A 16,130-nucleotide genomic window follows, 5' to 3' on the forward strand; every position below is an offset into this window, starting at 1 on the left:
GGAGATTGTCATGCCTGTGGTAACCCTCGCCGATGGCGACCTGAACTACCTGCTCGAAGGGCCGGCCGACGCGCCGGTGCTGGTGCTGTCCAACTCGTTGGGCACCAACCTGCATATGTGGGACGCGCAGATCCCGGCGTTCACCGAAAGTTTTCGGGTACTGCGTTACGACACCCGCGGTCACGGCCAGTCGGTGGTCAGCCCGGGCTTCTACAGCATCGAGCAGAACGGTCGCGACTTACTGGCGCTGCTCGATGCGCTGGGTATCGGCAGGGTGCATTTTTGCGGCCTGTCCATGGGTGGCCTGATCGGTCAGTGGTTCGGCATCAATGCCGGCGAGCGCCTGGCGCGGCTGGTGCTGTGCAACACCGCGGCCAGGATCGCCACCGATGAAGTGTGGAACAGCCGTATCGACACCGTGCTCAAAGGCGGCGAAAAGGCCATGCGCGATCTTCGCGACGCGTCCATCGAGCGCTGGTTCACGCCCGCGTTCGCCGCCGAACACCCGGACAAGGTCGAGCCCATCGTCACCATGCTGGCGCAGACCGCGCCCCAGGGGTACGCCGCCAATTGCGCCGCGGTGCGTGATGCCGACTTCCGTGAGCAGGTCGCTTCCATCAAGGCACCGACGCTGATCGTCTGCGGCAGTGGCGATGCGGTGACCACGCCAGAGCATGGTCGCTTCCTGCAGACGCATATCGAGGGCGCCGAGCTGGTCGAGTTCGACGCGGCTCACCTGTCGAACGTGCAGGCGGGCGAGCTGTTCACCGCACGTGTGCTGAGCTTTCTGCAGGCCACCTGAGGCCACCTGCATCGACGGCTGCCCGCCGATGCGCGTGTTCCACCCCACGAGACCGGAGCAACTGATGGACGAGAAACAACGCTACGAAGCCGGGATGCAGGTCCGCCGGGCGGTGCTGGGTGATGCCCACGTCGACCGCAGCCTGGAAAAGCTGACGCCGTTCAATGAAGAATTCCAGGAAATGATCACCCGGCATGCCTGGGGCGACATCTGGACGCGCCCGGGCCTGCCACGCCATACCCGCAGCCTGATCACCATCGCCATGCTCATCGGTATGAACCGCGAGGGCGAGTTGAAGCTGCACCTCAAGGCCGCCAGGAATAATGGCGTGACACGCGAAGAGCTCAAGGAGGTGATCATGCAGAGCGCGATCTACTGCGGCATTCCGGCAGCCAACGCGACCTTTCACCTGGCCGAGGAGCTGTGGGGCGAGCTGGGCGCCGAGTCGCTGAACCAGGGTCAGGCATAGCGGCCACGGTAACGTTTAGCGGTGCACCCTGCAGGCCACCGCGTCTGCACCTCGCGGGCAGGGGTGGCGGGCCTCGATCATCGTGGGTCTGGGCGGCGCCTTTCAGGCAGCGGTGCAACCGCCATCGCTGGGCGGCCTGTCGCATACCGCGGTGGTGAAGTCGCCAGGTTTGCGGCCTGGCGCTTGATGTTGGCGGGCCGCGCCCCCATCTGCTGGGCAGAGCCCTACCGCCGTCAGCCCACGAGCCCGCCATGAGTCTTTTTCTGTCCTCCCGCCAGCGCGACGCGCTACGCATCTCGTGGGCGTTCATCGCCCCCTATCGCGGGCGCGTCGTCGGCGCGCTGCTGGCGTTGATGTTTACGGCAGCGATCACCTTGTCCATGGGGCAGGGCATCAAATTACTGGTCGATCAGGGGCTGGCTACCCAGTCGCCGCAAGCGCTGCGCCAGTCGATTTTGCTGTTCTTCGTGCTGGTGCTCGCCCTGGCGCTGGGCACCTACACGCGTTTCTATCTGGTGTCCTGGCTGGGCGAGCGGGTGGTGGCGGATATCCGCAAACGGGTATTCGATCATCTGGTCGGGCTGCACCCGGGTTTCTATGCGCACAACCGCAGCTCGGAGATCCAGTCGCGGCTGACCGCTGATACCACGCTGCTGCAATCGGTGATTGGCTCTTCACTGTCGATGGCGCTGCGTAACCTGATCATGCTGGTCGGCGGGATGATCCTGCTGGTGGTCACCAACCCCAAGTTGAGCGCCATCGTGCTGGCCGCCTTGCCGCTGGTGGTCGCGCCAATCCTGTTGTTCGGCCGGCGGGTGCGCGAGCTGTCGCGGCTCAGCCAGGACCGCATCGCCGATGTCGGCAGCTACGTCAGTGAAGTGCTCGGGCAGATCAAGACGGTACAGGCTTACAACCACCAGGCCGAGGACCGCCGCCGTTTCAGCCTGTCCGCCGAGGCCGCGTTCGACATCGCGCGCAAGCGCGTCGCCCAGCGGGCCTGGCTGATTACCGTGGTGATCGTGCTGGTGCTGGGCGCCGTCGGCGTGATGCTCTGGGTCGGTGGCATGGACGTGATCGCCGGGCGCATCAGCGGCGGCGAACTGGCTGCGTTCGTTTTCTACAGCCTGATTGTCGGCTCCTCGTTCGGCACCCTCAGCGAAGTGATCGGTGAGCTGCAGCGGGCCGCCGGCGCGGCCGAACGCATCAGCGAGTTGCTCAGCGCACGCAACGAGATCCATGCGCCGCTCGACGGCGAGCTGGTTCCGACGCAGCCGATACAGGGGCGTATCGAGGTGCAGGGGCTGTCCTTCGCCTACCCGACGCGCCCCGACAGCCTGGCCCTGGAAAACATCGAGCTGACGGTCGCGCCCGGGGAAACCCTGGCCATTGTCGGGCCGTCCGGGGCCGGCAAGTCCACCTTGTTCGATCTGCTGCTGCGCTTCTATGACCCGCAGCAGGGGCGAATTCTGGTCGATGGGCTGCCGATCGAGCGCCTCGATCCGCAGGTGCTGCGCGACAGCTTTGCGCTGGTTTCCCAGCACCCGGCGCTTTTCTTTGGCAGCGTGGCAGACAACATCCGCTATGGCCGCCTGGACGCCAGCAGCGCCGAGGTGGAGGCCGCGGCGCGTGCGGCCCATGCCCATGAGTTCATCGAGCGCCTGCCGCAGGGCTATGAGACCCACCTGGGCGACGCCGGGCTTGGCCTCTCCGGCGGCCAGCGCCAGCGCCTGGCGATTGCCCGGGCGTTGTTGGTGGATGCGCCGATCCTGCTGCTGGACGAAGCCACCAGCGCCCTCGACGCGGAAAGTGAACACCTGATCCAGCAGGCCCTTCCGGAGCTGATGCGCGGCCGCACTACGCTGGTGATCGCCCACCGGCTGGCGACTGTGAAGAGCGCGGACCGCATCGCCGTGTTCGATCAGGGCCGCCTGGTTGCTTTGGGCAATCACGCCGAACTGATCGCTGGCAACCCGTTGTACGCCCGGCTGGCCGAATTGCAGTTCGTCGAGAAAACCTGACGTAGGCCACCAGCGCTAGGGCGCCGCTCTTGCAGGAGCCGCGACCCCGCGGCGAATGGTGGCCGTGATGGGGTGGTGCGGTGTGGCCGCAATCGTTCGCGCCGAGGGCGACGCTCCTACGCGATGGGTGGTGATGCCGCGATCACTTGCAGGAGCCGCGACCCCGCGGCGAATGGTGGCCGTGATGGGGTGGCGCGGTATGGCCGCAATCGTTCGCGCCGAGGGCGCCGCTCCTACGCGACGGGTGGTGATGCCGCGATCACTTGTAGGAGCCGCGACCCGGCGGCGAATGGTGGCCGTGATGGGGTGGCGCGGTGTGGCCGCAATCGTTCGCGCCGAGGGCGACGCTCCTACGCGAGAGGTGGTGATGCCGCGATCACTTGTAGGAGCCGCGACCCCGCGGCGAATGGTGGCCGTGATGGGGTGGCGCGGTATGGCCGCAATCGTTCGCGCCGGGGCGCCGCTCCTACGCGATGGGTGGTGATGCCGCGATCATTTGTAGGAGCCGCGACCCCGCGGCGAATGGTGGCCGTGATGGGGTGGTGCGGTGTGGCCGCAATCGTTCGCGCCGAGGGCGACGCTCCTACGCGAGAGGTGGTGATGCCGCGATCACTTGTAGGAGCCGCGACCCGGCGGCGAATGGTGGCCGTAATATGGTGGTGCGGTATGGCCGCAATCGTTCGCGCCGGGGGCGACGCTCCTACGCGATGGGTGGTGATGCCGCAATCATTTGTAGGAGCCGCGCCCCCGTGGCGAATGGTGGCCGTAATATGGTGGTGCGGTATGGCCGCAATCGTTCGCGCCGAGGGCGCCGCTCCTACGCGAGAGGTGGTGATGCCGCGATCACTTGCAGGAGCCGCGACTCCGCGGCGAATGGTGGCCGTGACGCGATGGTGCGGTATGGCTGCCATCGTTCGCGCCGGGGCGAGGCTAATACGGGGTGGGTGGTGCTCCTGCAGGAGCTGTTCTCAGTTGTTGACCAGGCTGAGAAACTCGCTGCGGGTGGCGGCGTTGTCGCGGAATTCGCCGAGCATCACCGAGGTGACCATGGAAGAGTTCTGCTTTTCCACGCCGCGCATCATCATGCACATATGCTTGGCTTCGATGACCACGGCCACGCCGAGCGCGCCAGTGACCTGCTGGACCGCTTCGGCGATCTGCCGGCTGAGGCTTTCCTGGATCTGCAGGCGACGGGCGTACATGTCGACGATGCGCGCGACCTTGGAAAGGCCCAGCACCTTGCCATTGGGAATGTAGGCGACGTGGGCCTTGCCGATGAAAGGCAGCAGGTGGTGCTCGCACAGCGAATACAGCTCGATGTTCCTGACCAGCACCATCTCGCTGGCGTCGGAGCTGAACAGCGCACCATTGGTGACTTCTTCCAGGGTCTTCTGATAGCCGTTGCAGAGGTACTGCATGGCTTTGGCGGCACGCTTGGGCGTGTCTAGCAGGCCTTCACGGGAGACGTCTTCGCCGAGTTGGCCGAGGATGGCGGTGTAGTGCTGTTCTAACTTCTTAACGCTTGATTCCATGGGGCTTCCAGGGTGTCCGGTATTGTCAGCGTACCAATTCTGTACCATTCAGGGCTTTTTCGATCTTATTCAGCTCTGCCCAGTCATTGCTGGAGTTTAGCCAGCGGGCGTAGGTCGAAAGCAGCACCTGGACTGTATTGCCCAGCTGATTGGCGATGAAGGCGGGCATCATACCTGCCATCAGGCAAATGGTCGCGTAGGTGTGGCGGCAATTGTACTGCCGGCGCGGCCGGATGTTCAGGGCCGTCAGCGCTTTTCGAAAGTGGGCGTCTGTCACGCTTGCCTGCTGGATGTATTCAAAGTTGCGGCTGGGAGGGAAGACGTACGGTGATACGGGGTGCTGGCGAGTTGTTTGCTTCGCTCGTAGGTCCCGCACCTTTTTAGCCGTTTCTAGGGCATGCATCGCCCGGGAGTTGAGCTTGACCACCCGATCTTCTTTGGTCTTGGTGCGCTCCTGAATCTTGTAGTCGACCACGATGCGGCAGACGTGGGCTGTGCGGTTCTCCTCGTCGATTTCATTCCAGCGCAGCGCAGCTATTTCACCTGGTCTCATTCCGGTGAAGAAAGCGAATTCAAAGTAGGCGGGATACACCGCCATCGACCCTTTCCGGTTTGCGTAAAACCACTCGATGATCTGCTCCGCCTCTGCCTGCGTGAAAGGATCGATCTTTGGTTTTGCGCGACGCGGCAGCTCCACCGACTTGCATGGATTGCGGGTGACCAGTTCTTCCACCAGCGCCGATTCGAAGATCGTGCTCAAGCGCTGAATTGCGGTTCGCCTCGTTGGTGCCGATGGCCAGTCGATCCGCGCGATTACCTCCTTGAGAAGGGTTGGCGTTATCTGGTTGATGGGCATTCCCCCGATGTTGGGCAACCAGTAGCAGTTCATGCAGGAAACGTAGTTGCGGCGAGTGCCGTCGACCACCTCGCGCGAAAGCACCCACCGGTTTGCGTACTCGAAGAAATTTTGCGTGGCCGTCGAGCTGGCGTAGCTGGTGGCCGGGAACAGTTCGAGGTATTTCGCCTCGGTCATAACGCCGTGTTTGATCAGGCTGGTAGCTTGATCTCGTAGCGCTGAGGCGGCTGCGATGCCTTTCGGCGTTTGCGGATAGGCGAGCGTTTCGCATCGCCGGACTGGGTCTGCTCCCTTCCAGCTGAATCGAATTCGGATTGTCCTGCCTGCGAACTCCACGCCGGCGGGCAGGCCCAGTTGCTTTCCAGCCATTCGTCATACCTTCTGATGCTGTAGATGATGTCGCCGTTGACCTTATTCCACACACCGTGTGGGATCTTGCCCTTGAGGCGGCGTGTTTGGATGGCCCGATAAGTCAGGCGCAAATGCTCTGCCATGGCGCGTTCGTCGAGCTTGTCTGGCATGTACTCGAGGTTTTCAGCGGCGCTCATGTTCGCCTCCGCGAGGCCTTGGCGCGGCGGTTGTTACGCTTGGCGCGTGTGCCGCCGTGGGCGGTGGCTCGCCAGCTGATGAAGGTGGCCAGGTTGCCGGCCTCGTTGCCGAGGGCATCGATGGTGGCGTCCATGATTGCGTAAAGTTCGTCGTAACTGGCCTTCTGGATGATCTTGGTACTCTCGACCAGCGTGCGACCGTCCGGGGTTTTGATCAGGTACTCGACAGCCCAGCGCATGGGTTTGCGTGGGATGCTGCCGGTGAGCAGGGCTCCGCGGCCTTCAGGCATTTCGGTGCTGTGGAAGATGGTGCAGGTCATGCTGCACCGCCTTCCGGCATCGCCAGTACCGTGCCCACGGGGTAGTAGTCGTGTGGGCCCATGTTTGGATGCGCCTCTGCGTTGAGGTCGCGGATCTCCTTCCAGCGCTTCTCATCTTTGAGTTCGCGCAGCGCTATGCTCATGACTGATTCGCCTGGGTTGGTGGTGTACGTGCGCTGCGGCAGGAGTTCGCGCGGAATCAGGGCGATCGGGCCGAGCTTCATGCTCACGATTGCGCGCAGGGCTGCCGTTAGCATGTCGCGTGCCGTGTGCCCGCACCGAATGCCCGCCTCGAGGTAGCTTGCTCCGTTACATTGGAAATCCAGGTGCAGGCGTTCGCGACGTCCGTGTTTCACGAGCAGCGGCCAGGCTTGTGCCGGATCCTGCTCGGGCCACCAGCGAATGGCGCGGCCACTGATGTTGGCGAACACGCCTGGTGCGCTGGCGTACTGCCCGGGCTTGATGTACATGTCCAGCCCCTCGGTCTCTCCGACAGCCCACGCGAGGGCATTGCCGGTGAGGCTCGAGGTGTGTATCTCAACTTTCTGGAAGCTGGAGCTGCTCATAAGCGCACCTCCAGCCGAGGGTCGGTGCTTCTGCCGTCATCGGGTTGGCCAAAAGCATGATGAGGGCGGTGAAACGAAGATACTTTTGCATGCGCAACTCCTGGGCTTGGGTTGCTCAGCAAGTTAGGACCTTTCATTCGGGAAATGGCGGCTATTAGGTACCGAAATAGGGTCAGACTGCCGATGGTCATGCCGCCACCTCGCTCTGCTGCACATCCACCAAGTTGGCGCGCACGAGTGCTGCGGCTACGGGTGGGCAGACGCTGTTGCCGCACATGCGTACCTGGCTGGCTTTGCTGAGGCGTTTGCCGGTGGCGGTGCGATCGTGGATGTAGTTGGCGGGGAAGCCTTGCGCGGCGTAGAGCTCGTGGGGTTCGAGCATGCGCATACCGATGTCGACTATCTCGTACGGTTCACCCTTCACCATGACCAGGCCGAGGCGATGCTTGGTTGTGACGGTGTGCAGAGGCTCGGCCAGGCTCTGGCCTATGCCGGTGTCGTAGTACTTGAGCAGGAACGCGCGCACTTCGCCGAGGTGGTTGCCTGATGCCGTTACGGTGTGCAACGGCTCGTCAATTGGCTGGCCGTCACGGCTGGTGCCGCGCAGCTTGATCAGGCTGCTGGCGACCAGTGCCGATTTGCCGCCACCGCCTGCCGTGATGGTGGCCAGGGGTTCGTCGGCCGCGTGGCCAACGCTGCTGCCGAAGTCACGCTGGATGTGGGCGAGTACTAGGGCGTTGTGGTCGACGGTGGTGACGGTGGGGGCTGGCTCGGCCAGCGACGCGCCCGGGCCGGTGTAGTTGCCGCCGTAGTGCTTGGCCAGAAATGCCATAGCTAGACCGATCGGCGCGGCGCCGCCTGGACGCTTGATGAAGCTGTTAGCGGTTATGGTGCATAGCGGCTCTTCAATCGAGCTGCCACGGTCGTTGCTGCGGAACTTGGTGATCACCGGCGCAACCAGGGCGGTACCGAGCTTGCTGGTGATCGTCTGCAGCGGTTCATCCAGGGACTGGCCGCGGAAGTAGTCGTAGCCGTGGTTGACCTTGACCAGAAAGGGCTTGTCGCTGTCGATCACGTAGCGCTGTATGCCGCGGGCGATGCGGCGCAGGGTGGCTTCGGCGAGCGGGCGCTTGCGGGTGAATATCGACGGGCAGGGTAGCGACCAATCGATGATATCCGCTGCCAGCCGCTGTGGTTTTGCCTGCTTGGCTTTGACCTCGACGCTGGCGGCTGCCAGGTGGCTGGGGCTCGGCCAGACGATGGGGTTGCCATCGCAGCGGGCGATCAGGAACAGGCGCTTGCGGATGGTGGCGGCGCCGTAGAGGTTGGCACGCAGCTCTTTCCATTCCACCTGGTAGCCGTGGCGCTTGAGGGCGTTGACGAAGCTCTTGAAGGTGCGGCCCTTGTTCTTCGGGCACGGGCGACCGTCCGCCAGTGGGCCCCACGTGACGAACTCCTCGACGTTCTCGAGCATGATCACGCGCGGGCGCACGGTGGCTGCGTAGCGGATGGCAACCCAGGCGAGGCCACGGATCTCCTTGCGCACGGGTTTGCCGCCCTTGGCCTTGCTGAAGTGCTTGCAGTCGGGGCTGAACCAGCAGAGATCGACGGGGCGCCCGCCCGTGATTTCGCGCGGGTTGACCTCCCACACGCTCTCGCAGAAGTGCTTGGTGTGCGGGTGGTTGACCTCGTGCATGGCGATCGCTTCGGGGTCGTGGTTGATGGCGATATCGACCGGGCGGCCGAGGGCCATTTCAATGCCGGTGGATGCGCCGCCGCCGCCGGCGAAGTTGTCGATGACCAGGCCGCCGAAGTTGAAGCTGGGTTGGGGGTGGATGCGGTAGAGGCTGGTCATGCTGCTCTCCCTTGTAACTCACAGCCGGAGCCGGGCAAGCTTGACGCACCATTGTTCAAACGGAATTGGTTGAATTGAAGAAGTACGTTCGTATCGCTAGAAAGCTTTGCGCTGGGCTCGGTGCGCTGATCGTAGTCATAGTTATCACTTGGGCGGTGGGCATTCTCCTTCAGGAGAACTCTCTTCAGGATCCGGCCGCTTGGGTTCAGGCAATAGGCTCTTTGATAGGCATTGCTGTGGCGATCGCTGTGCCTGTAAGCCAGAGGCAGGCTGACGAGGAGGATCGCCGTGAGGGTGATTTCTTGGATCGCAAGGCTGCGATTGAGAGTGTCCGCTCGCTTGTGCAGCACCAGCTCGATTTGCTGGCCGGCCTTCAAAAGCGTGGCCCAATGATTGGCAGGTCGCGCAGCCTTGCTCAGCAGCATTATGAGTTGAGACTCCAGCAGAACGATGCGGAAGTACAGCGTTTGCCTGTTGATGCGTTCGGGCCTAGGTACATAACTTTTCTGCTGAACATCAAAGATGCCGCCGGCTTGATGTGTTTGATTTCCCGTAGCCCGCCGACGCATCAAACAGAGATATGGCACAAGATGAAGGTTAAAACTGGGTCGCTCAACATGCTCTTGGACAGGCTTCTCGATGAAGAAGAAGCATTGTTCAAAAAGCATGGAAAGCCTTGGGAATAATGGGTAATTCATGCCTGAGCCCTCGCGCGGTGGGTGGTGCTCAGCAGCGACATCAGTCGCTGGAAGTAGCGGTCGCGGGCTTCCTCGGCGCTCCATGGTTTGATGCGCCACGCGGGCAGCTCGATGCCTTGGATGCATTCCCAGGCGTCGGGGTGGGTGGGCATGAGGTCGCGGCGTTCGACGGCGAGTAGGTACATGTCGACCTCTTTCACCTGGTCGGGTAGCTCGGGGTCGAGGTCGAAGCGTTCGCAGATGGCGAGCCAGATGCGCTGTTCGACCTGGCCATACACGTCATCTACTGCCATGTCCTGGGCGTACCCTCGCATCGCCAGCTTGAGCGGGCGCGTCATGTCGCCGATGTAGGCTTCGGTAGCGTCGTGGAGCAAGGTGACCAACTGGTGCTCGGGCTCGACCAGCTCATGCGCGCGGAAGCAATGCTCCGCAACGGAGTAGTGCTTGCTTGTGTGGCCGTTGAAGCGGCAAAGCCTGGCCAGGCTGTGGGCGATATCTGCGGGGTGGATCATTGCCGCTGTGGGCTTGAGCAGCTCGAAGCGGATGCCCTGGTTGGTGAGGATCCACGTCATGGCTGTGCCTCCTGCCCTGCTTGCAACGCCAGCCCGGCGACAGCTTTGGCGTAGATTGCCTTTATGGTGTCCCAAGGGACGGTGCAGTGGAGCAGCTCTTCGTTGCCGTCGATGATCAGTTTTGTGTTGAAGTGAAAGTCCCCGATCAGCAGGCCCTTGGCGCCATTCTCGGCTGTCAGGCTGGCGGGCATGACCACGTAGCCTTCTGGCATGGCGGCCAGCTGTGATGTGATGAGCTCGGCCTGCAAGAAGCCGGTCACCAGCTCATGGTCGAATGGCACGGTGAAGCCGGCTGCATTGCGGTGGCCGCCGCCGCCGTAGGCTTTGGCGATTTCGGATACGTCGAGGCCTTCGGGCTGGCTGCGCAGGGAGAAGACGCGGCCCTTGGGTGTGTCGCTGTAGCAGGCGGCGAAGGGTTCGCCCTGGGCGAGGATGTGGCCGGCGTCGCTGGCCATGAAGTGTGGGCAGTTCAGGGCTGGAACGTTATGGCCACCGATAGTGAGGCGGCGCGCGTTGGGCACAAGGTCGTCGACGTCCTTGGCTTGCTTGCGCAGGATGCCTGCGCCTTCTTCATGTAAGTCATGAAAGTCGCACTCCATGAGATCGTCCCAGGTCTCAAATCGCTGCGGGAAGGTGAACAGGCTGGCCATCACCTTTTCGGTGCCGTACAGCTCGAACCGCCAAAGGTCACGATCCTCGATGTGGTTGATCAGCCAGGGGCGCTTCGAGACGGGGTAGAAGAAATCCCACGCCAGCCCGGCGCCGCTGCGCTGCATATCGAACACGGCGCCAAGGGCCTGCTGTGCGGCGAGCCAGTCGCTGTAGTTGGCCGGAGCTGGCGGAATCTCGGCCAGGTCTTCGGCGGCGCTCTTGTGGTGGTCGATGATCAGGATTGAGCGGGCGGACTGGGCGAGCTGCAGCAGCTGGTCGCGCTTGTAGGAGAAGTCCACGAGGATCACGTCGCGGCCTTCGACGTCAGGTGCGGGCTCGGCGTATTTGCCCGGGTGGAAGTCGACGTTCTCGGCGCCCAGGGCTTTGCGTACGACCCAGGCGGCGCCGAAGCCATCTGCGCAGTTTGCGTGGTAGATGCAGAGGGTTTTCATGCTGCGGCCTCCAGCTGAGTTACTCGCTGCATGGCTTCGTCGTAGGTCATGACGTTGCGCCAGGTGATGTACGGGCCTGCATAGTTGGTCAGATAGAGCGTGTCGGCGGCCTCGATGGGGGCATCATGGTGCCAGTTATCCTTGATCTTGCTGAGGCCCAAAGCTTCGGCGATGCGTGAAGCGTCGCGTGTTTTGCCGCAGCCCTCGGGGCCATGAACGATGACGCTGCGCTGGGCGCCGGTAGGTGCGGCCGTCATGCGGGTTACCAACCCCTGCAGCTGCTCCCGCGTTGCGTTGGTGTCGCGGGTGCGCTGGTCATTGCCAATGGCCTTGTAGGTTGCTGACGACTTTTCGAGCTGAACGATCGCTCGCTTCACCCACAACAGCTCATGGTCGCTGAGGCTGCGTTGGGCGTGCGCCTGCACACGCTCGTCAGCGGCCTGGGAGATCGCTTCCAGCGCCTGATGGTGGTCGTGCATGAGATTGAGCCGCTGGCCTTTTAGGCTGGTGATCTCCAGTGCTTGCTTATTGATGCTGTGTTGCAGCTCGTCGATCAGCGGCTGGCGGGCCTGGCTGCCGGCGCTGTAGCCCTGGGCGCGGATGCGTGGCTTGGCGTTGCGCAGTAGTACGAAGTGGAACGCCAGGCCAATGCCCAAACCGAGTAGGGCGCCGATCAGTAGGAGGTGGGGGTTGGAGTGCATGTGCTGTGCCTCTGTGCTGTGGTGGAGGCCGGCTTGGTAAGGGCCGGCTGGTGTTGGTTGGTGGCTTACTTGCCGAGGGTGAAGGTGCCGATGGTGAGCGGTACCAGCCCGCCGATTTCGGCGTTCAGCGCATCCTTGAACTCGATGGCGAACTCTTCTCGCTGGGCTTCTTCCCCGACCCAGCGCAGCTTGAGGATGGGCGCGGCATCGCCGGTGATGACGGACAGGCGCAGGTTGATCAGCGCCGGCTGCAGGCCCTCGTAGGGCACGGTGGTGAAGTTGAAGCTGGTGGGCAGTACGTCCTGGCTCTTGGCTTCGATTTCATCCATGGAGCTGCGGCGGGCGGAGAGGTCGCCGACCGAGCTGTCGCGCTGGCTGGTGGCCGTGATGCGCATGTGGCGGATGCCGGCAATGGCCTGGGCGATGTTCAGGCGCTCCTCGCCGGCGGAGGCTTCGAGGTTGCTGGCCCAGTCTTCCAGCCACTCGGCCAGGGCTTGCTGGCTCAGCTTTTGGCCGACGATGGCTTCAACTGCCTTGAATGCGGCGGTTGGCTTGAGGGCGATGGTCGCGGTGTCGTCAGCATGGCCGGCCAGGTCTGGCGTGCCCAGGTTGAAGATCACGGTGGCGTTCATCTTCTCCTGATTGACGAAGCCCGCCGGTTTCAGAGCGTCCGCATCGTTCAGGTGCTGGGCGACGTAGTTGGAGTAGTCGCGAATGGAGTGGGTGTGCAACCCGCCGCGGAAGCGGTAGCGCGTGGCTTCGTGCTGCTCAAGGCTGACAGCGTGAACGGCCTCGGGCAGCACGGCGAGGGTGGCACCGCCCGGGAGCTGGATGCGGGCGCCCGCTGCGGCGAGGGCTTGGGCTTCGATGTGCTGCAGGGTTTCTTTGTTGAACATGGGTGGTTCCTAACGATTCAAGGGAATGGGTACAGCGGTTGGTGCGGCTGTGCTGCCGATCAGTCGCGAGCGTGTACCGGGGTGTCCTTCTCTTTGAAGAGTTGGGCCGTGGGGTTGGTCTGGAACAGTTGCAGGCCTTCCTCGGTGACGTAGAGGGGCGTGTCGAGGGTGGTGTCTTCGCGCTTCTTCCCGCGTTTGGTGGGCTGCACGTAGTCCAGCTTGTGGCTGACGTTCACCTGGTTGCTTTGGGCGATCTGCTTGAGCTTGAAGGTGACAGTGACGGAGCCCTCTTTGCCGTGGTCGACCACGCCTGCGGCCACGTCAGACAGGGCGCGGCCCAATTGCTGGGCGAACACGCCCGCATTCAGGGAGCCGATGAACTCGGCGCTATCGGTTGCTTTCATGGTGCTGTGCCTCTCGGTAAATGGCCTTGGTGGGGCCGGTTATGCCGCGCTGGCGGCTGCTGCTTCCTGGCGGTCGAGCCAGTCGGCGAGTTCGTGCAGGTAGATGACCCACGGGCTGCGGTTGGAGCTGGGGTCTATCTGCTGGATCTTGATGTCGAGCTTGCCGGTGCGAACCTTGCGACGCAGGTGCGGCACGCTGCCAATGTGGGGCAGGTGGTCGGCGAGCAGCGTTTCGGCGGTGATGTAGTTGGCCGAGTAGCGGCGGCGCAGTTGTTCCAGCGTGCTCATTGCGTGGCCTGCGGTGGAGTGAAACGAGTCGCCACGAGCTGCACCAGGCCGTCGATACTTTTGGCGCGCTGGCGGTGCACCACCTCGCCTGTGGCGTTGACGATGATGGCGGCGTACGGCGCGCTGTCGTGCTTCTCCATCGCCACATAGGGCAGGTGGCCGCGGGGCGTGACGCGCACCAGCTCGGCGTACAGCCGGCCGAGCTCTTCGCGGTGCGGGTAGGCGGCGGTGAGGCGTGCAATGGCCTCATTGCTGGTGGTTAACAGCGTGCTGCCGCTCAAGGCGGTGGGATGCTCAACGTGCACGCTGGCCAGCTTGAGCGCGCCGATGGCGTTGCTGATTGCGCTGGTGCTCATGCTGGGCTCCCTGCCTGACGTGGCGGCATAGTGGTGACGGTTATGCCGAGCTGCTCGGCCAGCCAGGCCACGCCGGCTTCGGTGGTCATGACCACGCCGTAGTGGCTGTAGGTTTGAAAGCGCTTGTTCCAGCGGCTGCGTGGGTCGACGAACAGGCGGCCCTCGGTGCGCGGGCCGATGAGTAGCTCGCCGGCGTTGGTGAGCAGGCGCAGTTCGCGCAGACGTGCACGCAATTGGCGGTCACGCAGGCCGAGGATTTGAGCTGTGGCTTTGAGGTCGCGATTCATGGCGGTTACCTCAGGCTGCTGCGAGCTGCTGGATGTGTTCGGCGAGCGACAGGTAAACGTCTTGCGCGCTGCCCATCGCTAGATGGGTATTGGTTCCCTGTGCGGCTACAGCTACGAACCGTGAGCCGTCTGGACTGGCGTGCACGTTCACGGTGGTGCCGGTGCTGAGCGTGGTGCTACCGCCTTGGCGGCACACCGTACGCAGGGTGCGTTCGTCACAGGTACTCAGGCTTGCGATTGCGGGCTGATCCGCCTCGCTTTCTGGCCGTGGGGCTCCCGTTTCGAGCCGCCCGTTGGCCAAGTCCTCGATGAAGAGCTTGGCCTGGTCGAAGAACTTCTCTTCGTGCGGGTCAAGGGTCAGTTCGCCGGTGATATCGGCCAGGCTGACGCGCAGGCGGATGCGGTGCTCGGTGCACTCGGTTTCGATGTTTGCGCGGATGGCCTGGTTGCTGTCGCCTGGGCGGGCGAGCTTCAGCGTGGTGCTGCCACCGTGAATCAACGCGGCGCGCAATAGGTCGAGCGAGGCGAAGGTGAGGATTAGGGTAATCATTGCAGCACCTCCCGCCGCGATTCCATCTGTGAAACGATCTTCTGCCCGAGCTGCTTAAGGTCTAGATACCGCTCCAGCTCGGCCAGTACCTGCTGCAGCTCGGTGACAGCCTTCTGCTCAATTTCTTGAACATCTTCGGGGCTGTCATAGCGTCCGCACTGGTATTTGACGTCCTGATCCAACACGTGATGGTGTGGGCCGTCATAGTCGGTATCAGCATCCAGTACGTGCACATTGAAGTTGCGCACGTGGCCCGAAAGGCGCGAGAAGGCATGCCACTTGCCTTGGCTGCTGATCTGCAGGCAGAGATAGGTGATCTGAAGGATCAGGGTTTGGATGGTGGGGTTCATGCTGCACCTCCTTCAAAACCGCTGAAGTCTTCGAAGGCGGGCAGGGTGGTGCTGCGCAGTTGCGGGCGGCCGCAGACGATCATCACCAGTTGGCCGGTGGCCTGCTGGATGCTGCGAACGGTGGCGGGGTTAGATGCCGCTGCCGGGTGGATGACCACCGGGCAGCGGGTATTGCTGTGCTGTGCCTGATTCATTGCCGTAAACCCTTGGTAAGTGGGTACGGCAGAGATTATCCCTGTTGGGTATTGGAGTAAATACCTATCGGGTATTTTTTAAAGCTGATCGAATCGCCATGTCGCCTTGCCCACTATCATCCAGGTGTCGTCGATCTCCTGAATGCGAGGCTTGAAGTCTTCATTAAGCGCGAATAGGAATAGTCTGCCTTCTTCCTCGATCAGCTTTTTGAAGGTGCCAGCGGTGTGATCAGCCTTTTTGGCGAACACGAAGTCACCTGCCTTCCATTCTAGGGCCGGCTCGATTAACACCTTGTCGCCACTCCAGAATTTCGGCTGCATGGAAAAGCCGTCGAGCTTGAGGATAAAGGCATTCGGCGTGGGATTTCCGGGCGCATCCAACCATTCTTCGGCTGTGCCCGGCTGGTATAAATCGATGATTTCCATTGCTGCTCCCGCGGCTGTAACGCCTACGACCGGTAGCTTCCCTTTAGGTACCCCGATGGGCCATGCGTCGGCCTTGTGAGTACCTGCTTTCTCCGCCAGCGTCAGCGCTGTGGCGGGTATGTCGAGATCGTACGGGCTCAAGCCGAGCACTTCCTCGATCTGCCGAGCCATGTCGTCGCCAATACCCTTATGGCGAGTAGGGCCCGCAAACTGGCCGACCTGACTGGTTTCTTTTTCAAGTTGTCGAGCCAGTTCGGCCACTGAAAGGGGGCGCGTGCCCATTTCGCGGCGCAGGTTGGCGTGACGAATTTCGGGGATGGTGGGTAGTTTTTTCATCCT

Annotated in this window: 22 protein-coding genes; 3 read left to right on the plus strand and 19 right to left on the minus strand. The window is 62.7% G+C overall.

Translation table 11 applies throughout. The annotated features are described in order from the left end of the window. Window positions 1-10 precede the first annotated feature (10 nt). From pcaD to ACZ0AV_RS01115, 3 genes are all read left to right on the plus strand, one after another. Window positions 11-802: a 3-oxoadipate enol-lactonase gene (gene pcaD, locus ACZ0AV_RS01105; RefSeq protein WP_499149330.1), complete on the plus strand. Its 792-nt coding sequence runs from the start codon at window positions 11-13 to the stop codon at window positions 800-802. 64 nt (window positions 803-866) lie between these two features. Continuing rightward, window positions 867-1,271, plus strand: coding sequence for a 4-carboxymuconolactone decarboxylase (pcaC, locus tag ACZ0AV_RS01110; protein WP_499149331.1), 405 nt, complete (start codon window positions 867-869; stop codon window positions 1,269-1,271). A 251-nt stretch (window positions 1,272-1,522) separates the two neighbouring features. Continuing rightward, window positions 1,523-3,289, plus strand: a complete 1,767-nt coding sequence (locus tag ACZ0AV_RS01115; RefSeq protein WP_499149332.1) for an ABC transporter transmembrane domain-containing protein — start codon at window positions 1,523-1,525, stop codon at window positions 3,287-3,289. Window positions 3,290-4,257: 968 nt separating this feature from the next. On the opposite strand, the gene folE is transcribed toward ACZ0AV_RS01115, so the two are convergent. From folE to ACZ0AV_RS01210, 19 genes are all read right to left on the minus strand, one after another. Beyond that, window positions 4,258-4,821 (minus strand): GTP cyclohydrolase I FolE, encoded by a 564-nt coding sequence (gene folE, locus ACZ0AV_RS01120; RefSeq protein ID WP_499149333.1) that lies wholly within the window; start codon window positions 4,819-4,821, stop codon window positions 4,258-4,260. 25 nt (window positions 4,822-4,846) lie between these two features. Beyond that, window positions 4,847-5,854, minus strand: coding sequence for a tyrosine-type recombinase/integrase (locus tag ACZ0AV_RS01125; protein ID WP_499149334.1), 1,008 nt, complete (start codon window positions 5,852-5,854; stop codon window positions 4,847-4,849). A 14-nt stretch (window positions 5,855-5,868) separates the two neighbouring features. Next, complete coding sequence (locus ACZ0AV_RS01130; protein WP_499149335.1) at window positions 5,869-6,225, minus strand: hypothetical protein; 357 nt, start codon at window positions 6,223-6,225, stop codon at window positions 5,869-5,871. Continuing rightward, window positions 6,222-6,545 carry a hypothetical protein gene (locus tag ACZ0AV_RS01135; protein WP_499149336.1) on the minus strand — a complete coding sequence of 108 codons (324 nt, stop codon included), beginning with the start codon at window positions 6,543-6,545 and terminating at the stop codon, window positions 6,222-6,224. The genes ACZ0AV_RS01130 and ACZ0AV_RS01135 overlap by 4 nt, the downstream gene beginning before the upstream one ends. Further along, a complete protein-coding gene (locus ACZ0AV_RS01140; RefSeq protein ID WP_499149337.1) occupies window positions 6,542-7,111 on the minus strand; it encodes a phage protein NinX family protein in 570 nt (189 codons plus the stop codon). Before ACZ0AV_RS01140 ends, ACZ0AV_RS01135 begins: the two co-directional genes overlap by 4 nt. Before the next feature lie 187 nt (window positions 7,112-7,298). Further along, window positions 7,299-8,966: a DNA cytosine methyltransferase gene (locus ACZ0AV_RS01145; RefSeq protein ID WP_499149338.1), complete on the minus strand. Its 1,668-nt coding sequence runs from the start codon at window positions 8,964-8,966 to the stop codon at window positions 7,299-7,301. Further along, window positions 8,963-9,664, minus strand: coding sequence for a hypothetical protein (locus ACZ0AV_RS01150; RefSeq protein ID WP_499149339.1), 702 nt, complete (start codon window positions 9,662-9,664; stop codon window positions 8,963-8,965). Before ACZ0AV_RS01150 ends, ACZ0AV_RS01145 begins: the two co-directional genes overlap by 4 nt. Beyond that, window positions 9,661-10,236 (minus strand): phosphohydrolase, encoded by a 576-nt coding sequence (locus ACZ0AV_RS01155; RefSeq protein WP_499149340.1) that lies wholly within the window; start codon window positions 10,234-10,236, stop codon window positions 9,661-9,663. The genes ACZ0AV_RS01150 and ACZ0AV_RS01155 overlap by 4 nt, the downstream gene beginning before the upstream one ends. Next, window positions 10,233-11,339 carry a phosphohydrolase gene (locus tag ACZ0AV_RS01160; protein ID WP_499149341.1) on the minus strand — a complete coding sequence of 369 codons (1,107 nt, stop codon included), beginning with the start codon at window positions 11,337-11,339 and terminating at the stop codon, window positions 10,233-10,235. Before ACZ0AV_RS01160 ends, ACZ0AV_RS01155 begins: the two co-directional genes overlap by 4 nt. After that, entirely contained in the window at window positions 11,336-12,040 is a 705-nt protein-coding gene (locus tag ACZ0AV_RS01165) for a hypothetical protein (protein ID WP_499149342.1), read from the minus strand. The genes ACZ0AV_RS01160 and ACZ0AV_RS01165 overlap by 4 nt, the downstream gene beginning before the upstream one ends. A 65-nt stretch (window positions 12,041-12,105) precedes the next feature. Continuing rightward, entirely contained in the window at window positions 12,106-12,936 is an 831-nt protein-coding gene (locus ACZ0AV_RS01170) for a DUF2303 family protein (RefSeq protein ID WP_499149343.1), read from the minus strand. Window positions 12,937-12,995: 59 nt separating this feature from the next. Next, a complete protein-coding gene (locus tag ACZ0AV_RS01175) occupies window positions 12,996-13,340 on the minus strand; it encodes a YfdP family phage-associated protein (RefSeq protein ID WP_499149344.1) in 345 nt (114 codons plus the stop codon). Between the two features lie 39 nt (window positions 13,341-13,379). Further along, on the minus strand, window positions 13,380-13,628 hold the full coding sequence (locus tag ACZ0AV_RS01180) for a pyocin activator PrtN family protein (protein ID WP_499149345.1): 249 nt from the start codon (window positions 13,626-13,628) through the stop codon (window positions 13,380-13,382). After that, window positions 13,625-13,984: a hypothetical protein gene (locus tag ACZ0AV_RS01185; protein WP_499149346.1), complete on the minus strand. Its 360-nt coding sequence runs from the start codon at window positions 13,982-13,984 to the stop codon at window positions 13,625-13,627. Before ACZ0AV_RS01185 ends, ACZ0AV_RS01180 begins: the two co-directional genes overlap by 4 nt. Beyond that, a complete protein-coding gene (locus tag ACZ0AV_RS01190) occupies window positions 13,981-14,271 on the minus strand; it encodes a hypothetical protein (RefSeq protein ID WP_499149347.1) in 291 nt (96 codons plus the stop codon). Before ACZ0AV_RS01190 ends, ACZ0AV_RS01185 begins: the two co-directional genes overlap by 4 nt. A gap of 10 nt (window positions 14,272-14,281) precedes the next feature. Then, window positions 14,282-14,821 carry a hypothetical protein gene (locus ACZ0AV_RS01195; RefSeq protein WP_499149348.1) on the minus strand — a complete coding sequence of 180 codons (540 nt, stop codon included), beginning with the start codon at window positions 14,819-14,821 and terminating at the stop codon, window positions 14,282-14,284. Next, a complete protein-coding gene (locus ACZ0AV_RS01200) occupies window positions 14,818-15,171 on the minus strand; it encodes a hypothetical protein (RefSeq protein ID WP_499149349.1) in 354 nt (117 codons plus the stop codon). The genes ACZ0AV_RS01195 and ACZ0AV_RS01200 overlap by 4 nt, the downstream gene beginning before the upstream one ends. Further along, window positions 15,168-15,365: a hypothetical protein gene (locus ACZ0AV_RS01205; RefSeq protein ID WP_499149350.1), complete on the minus strand. Its 198-nt coding sequence runs from the start codon at window positions 15,363-15,365 to the stop codon at window positions 15,168-15,170. Before ACZ0AV_RS01205 ends, ACZ0AV_RS01200 begins: the two co-directional genes overlap by 4 nt. A gap of 78 nt (window positions 15,366-15,443) precedes the next feature. Then, window positions 15,444-16,127, minus strand: a complete 684-nt coding sequence (locus ACZ0AV_RS01210) for a LexA family protein (RefSeq protein WP_499149351.1) — start codon at window positions 16,125-16,127, stop codon at window positions 15,444-15,446. Window positions 16,128-16,130: the final 3 nt, after the last annotated feature.

This window comes from Pseudomonas sp. AC532 (genome assembly GCF_979258965.1).

Coding starts and splice junctions, on each gene's coding strand:
- pcaD (WP_499149330.1), top strand. CDS start 11: ATGCCTGTGGTAACCCTCGCCGATGGCGACCTGAACTACCTGCTCGAA.
- pcaC (WP_499149331.1), top strand. CDS start 867: ATGGACGAGAAACAACGCTACGAAGCCGGGATGCAGGTCCGCCGGGCG.
- ACZ0AV_RS01115 (WP_499149332.1), top strand. CDS start 1,523: ATGAGTCTTTTTCTGTCCTCCCGCCAGCGCGACGCGCTACGCATCTCG.
- folE (WP_499149333.1), bottom strand. CDS start 4,821: ATGGAATCAAGCGTTAAGAAGTTAGAACAGCACTACACCGCCATCCTC.
- ACZ0AV_RS01125 (WP_499149334.1), bottom strand. CDS start 5,854: ATGACCGAGGCGAAATACCTCGAACTGTTCCCGGCCACCAGCTACGCC.
- ACZ0AV_RS01130 (WP_499149335.1), bottom strand. CDS start 6,225: ATGAGCGCCGCTGAAAACCTCGAGTACATGCCAGACAAGCTCGACGAA.
- ACZ0AV_RS01135 (WP_499149336.1), bottom strand. CDS start 6,545: ATGACCTGCACCATCTTCCACAGCACCGAAATGCCTGAAGGCCGCGGA.
- ACZ0AV_RS01140 (WP_499149337.1), bottom strand. CDS start 7,111: ATGAGCAGCTCCAGCTTCCAGAAAGTTGAGATACACACCTCGAGCCTC.
- ACZ0AV_RS01145 (WP_499149338.1), bottom strand. CDS start 8,966: ATGACCAGCCTCTACCGCATCCACCCCCAACCCAGCTTCAACTTCGGC.
- ACZ0AV_RS01150 (WP_499149339.1), bottom strand. CDS start 9,664: ATGAATTACCCATTATTCCCAAGGCTTTCCATGCTTTTTGAACAATGC.
- ACZ0AV_RS01155 (WP_499149340.1), bottom strand. CDS start 10,236: ATGACGTGGATCCTCACCAACCAGGGCATCCGCTTCGAGCTGCTCAAG.
- ACZ0AV_RS01160 (WP_499149341.1), bottom strand. CDS start 11,339: ATGAAAACCCTCTGCATCTACCACGCAAACTGCGCAGATGGCTTCGGC.
- ACZ0AV_RS01165 (WP_499149342.1), bottom strand. CDS start 12,040: ATGCACTCCAACCCCCACCTCCTACTGATCGGCGCCCTACTCGGTTTG.
- ACZ0AV_RS01170 (WP_499149343.1), bottom strand. CDS start 12,936: ATGTTCAACAAAGAAACCCTGCAGCACATCGAAGCCCAAGCCCTCGCC.
- ACZ0AV_RS01175 (WP_499149344.1), bottom strand. CDS start 13,340: ATGAAAGCAACCGATAGCGCCGAGTTCATCGGCTCCCTGAATGCGGGC.
- ACZ0AV_RS01180 (WP_499149345.1), bottom strand. CDS start 13,628: ATGAGCACGCTGGAACAACTGCGCCGCCGCTACTCGGCCAACTACATC.
- ACZ0AV_RS01185 (WP_499149346.1), bottom strand. CDS start 13,984: ATGAGCACCAGCGCAATCAGCAACGCCATCGGCGCGCTCAAGCTGGCC.
- ACZ0AV_RS01190 (WP_499149347.1), bottom strand. CDS start 14,271: ATGAATCGCGACCTCAAAGCCACAGCTCAAATCCTCGGCCTGCGTGAC.
- ACZ0AV_RS01195 (WP_499149348.1), bottom strand. CDS start 14,821: ATGATTACCCTAATCCTCACCTTCGCCTCGCTCGACCTATTGCGCGCC.
- ACZ0AV_RS01200 (WP_499149349.1), bottom strand. CDS start 15,171: ATGAACCCCACCATCCAAACCCTGATCCTTCAGATCACCTATCTCTGC.
- ACZ0AV_RS01205 (WP_499149350.1), bottom strand. CDS start 15,365: ATGAATCAGGCACAGCACAGCAATACCCGCTGCCCGGTGGTCATCCAC.
- ACZ0AV_RS01210 (WP_499149351.1), bottom strand. CDS start 16,127: ATGAAAAAACTACCCACCATCCCCGAAATTCGTCACGCCAACCTGCGC.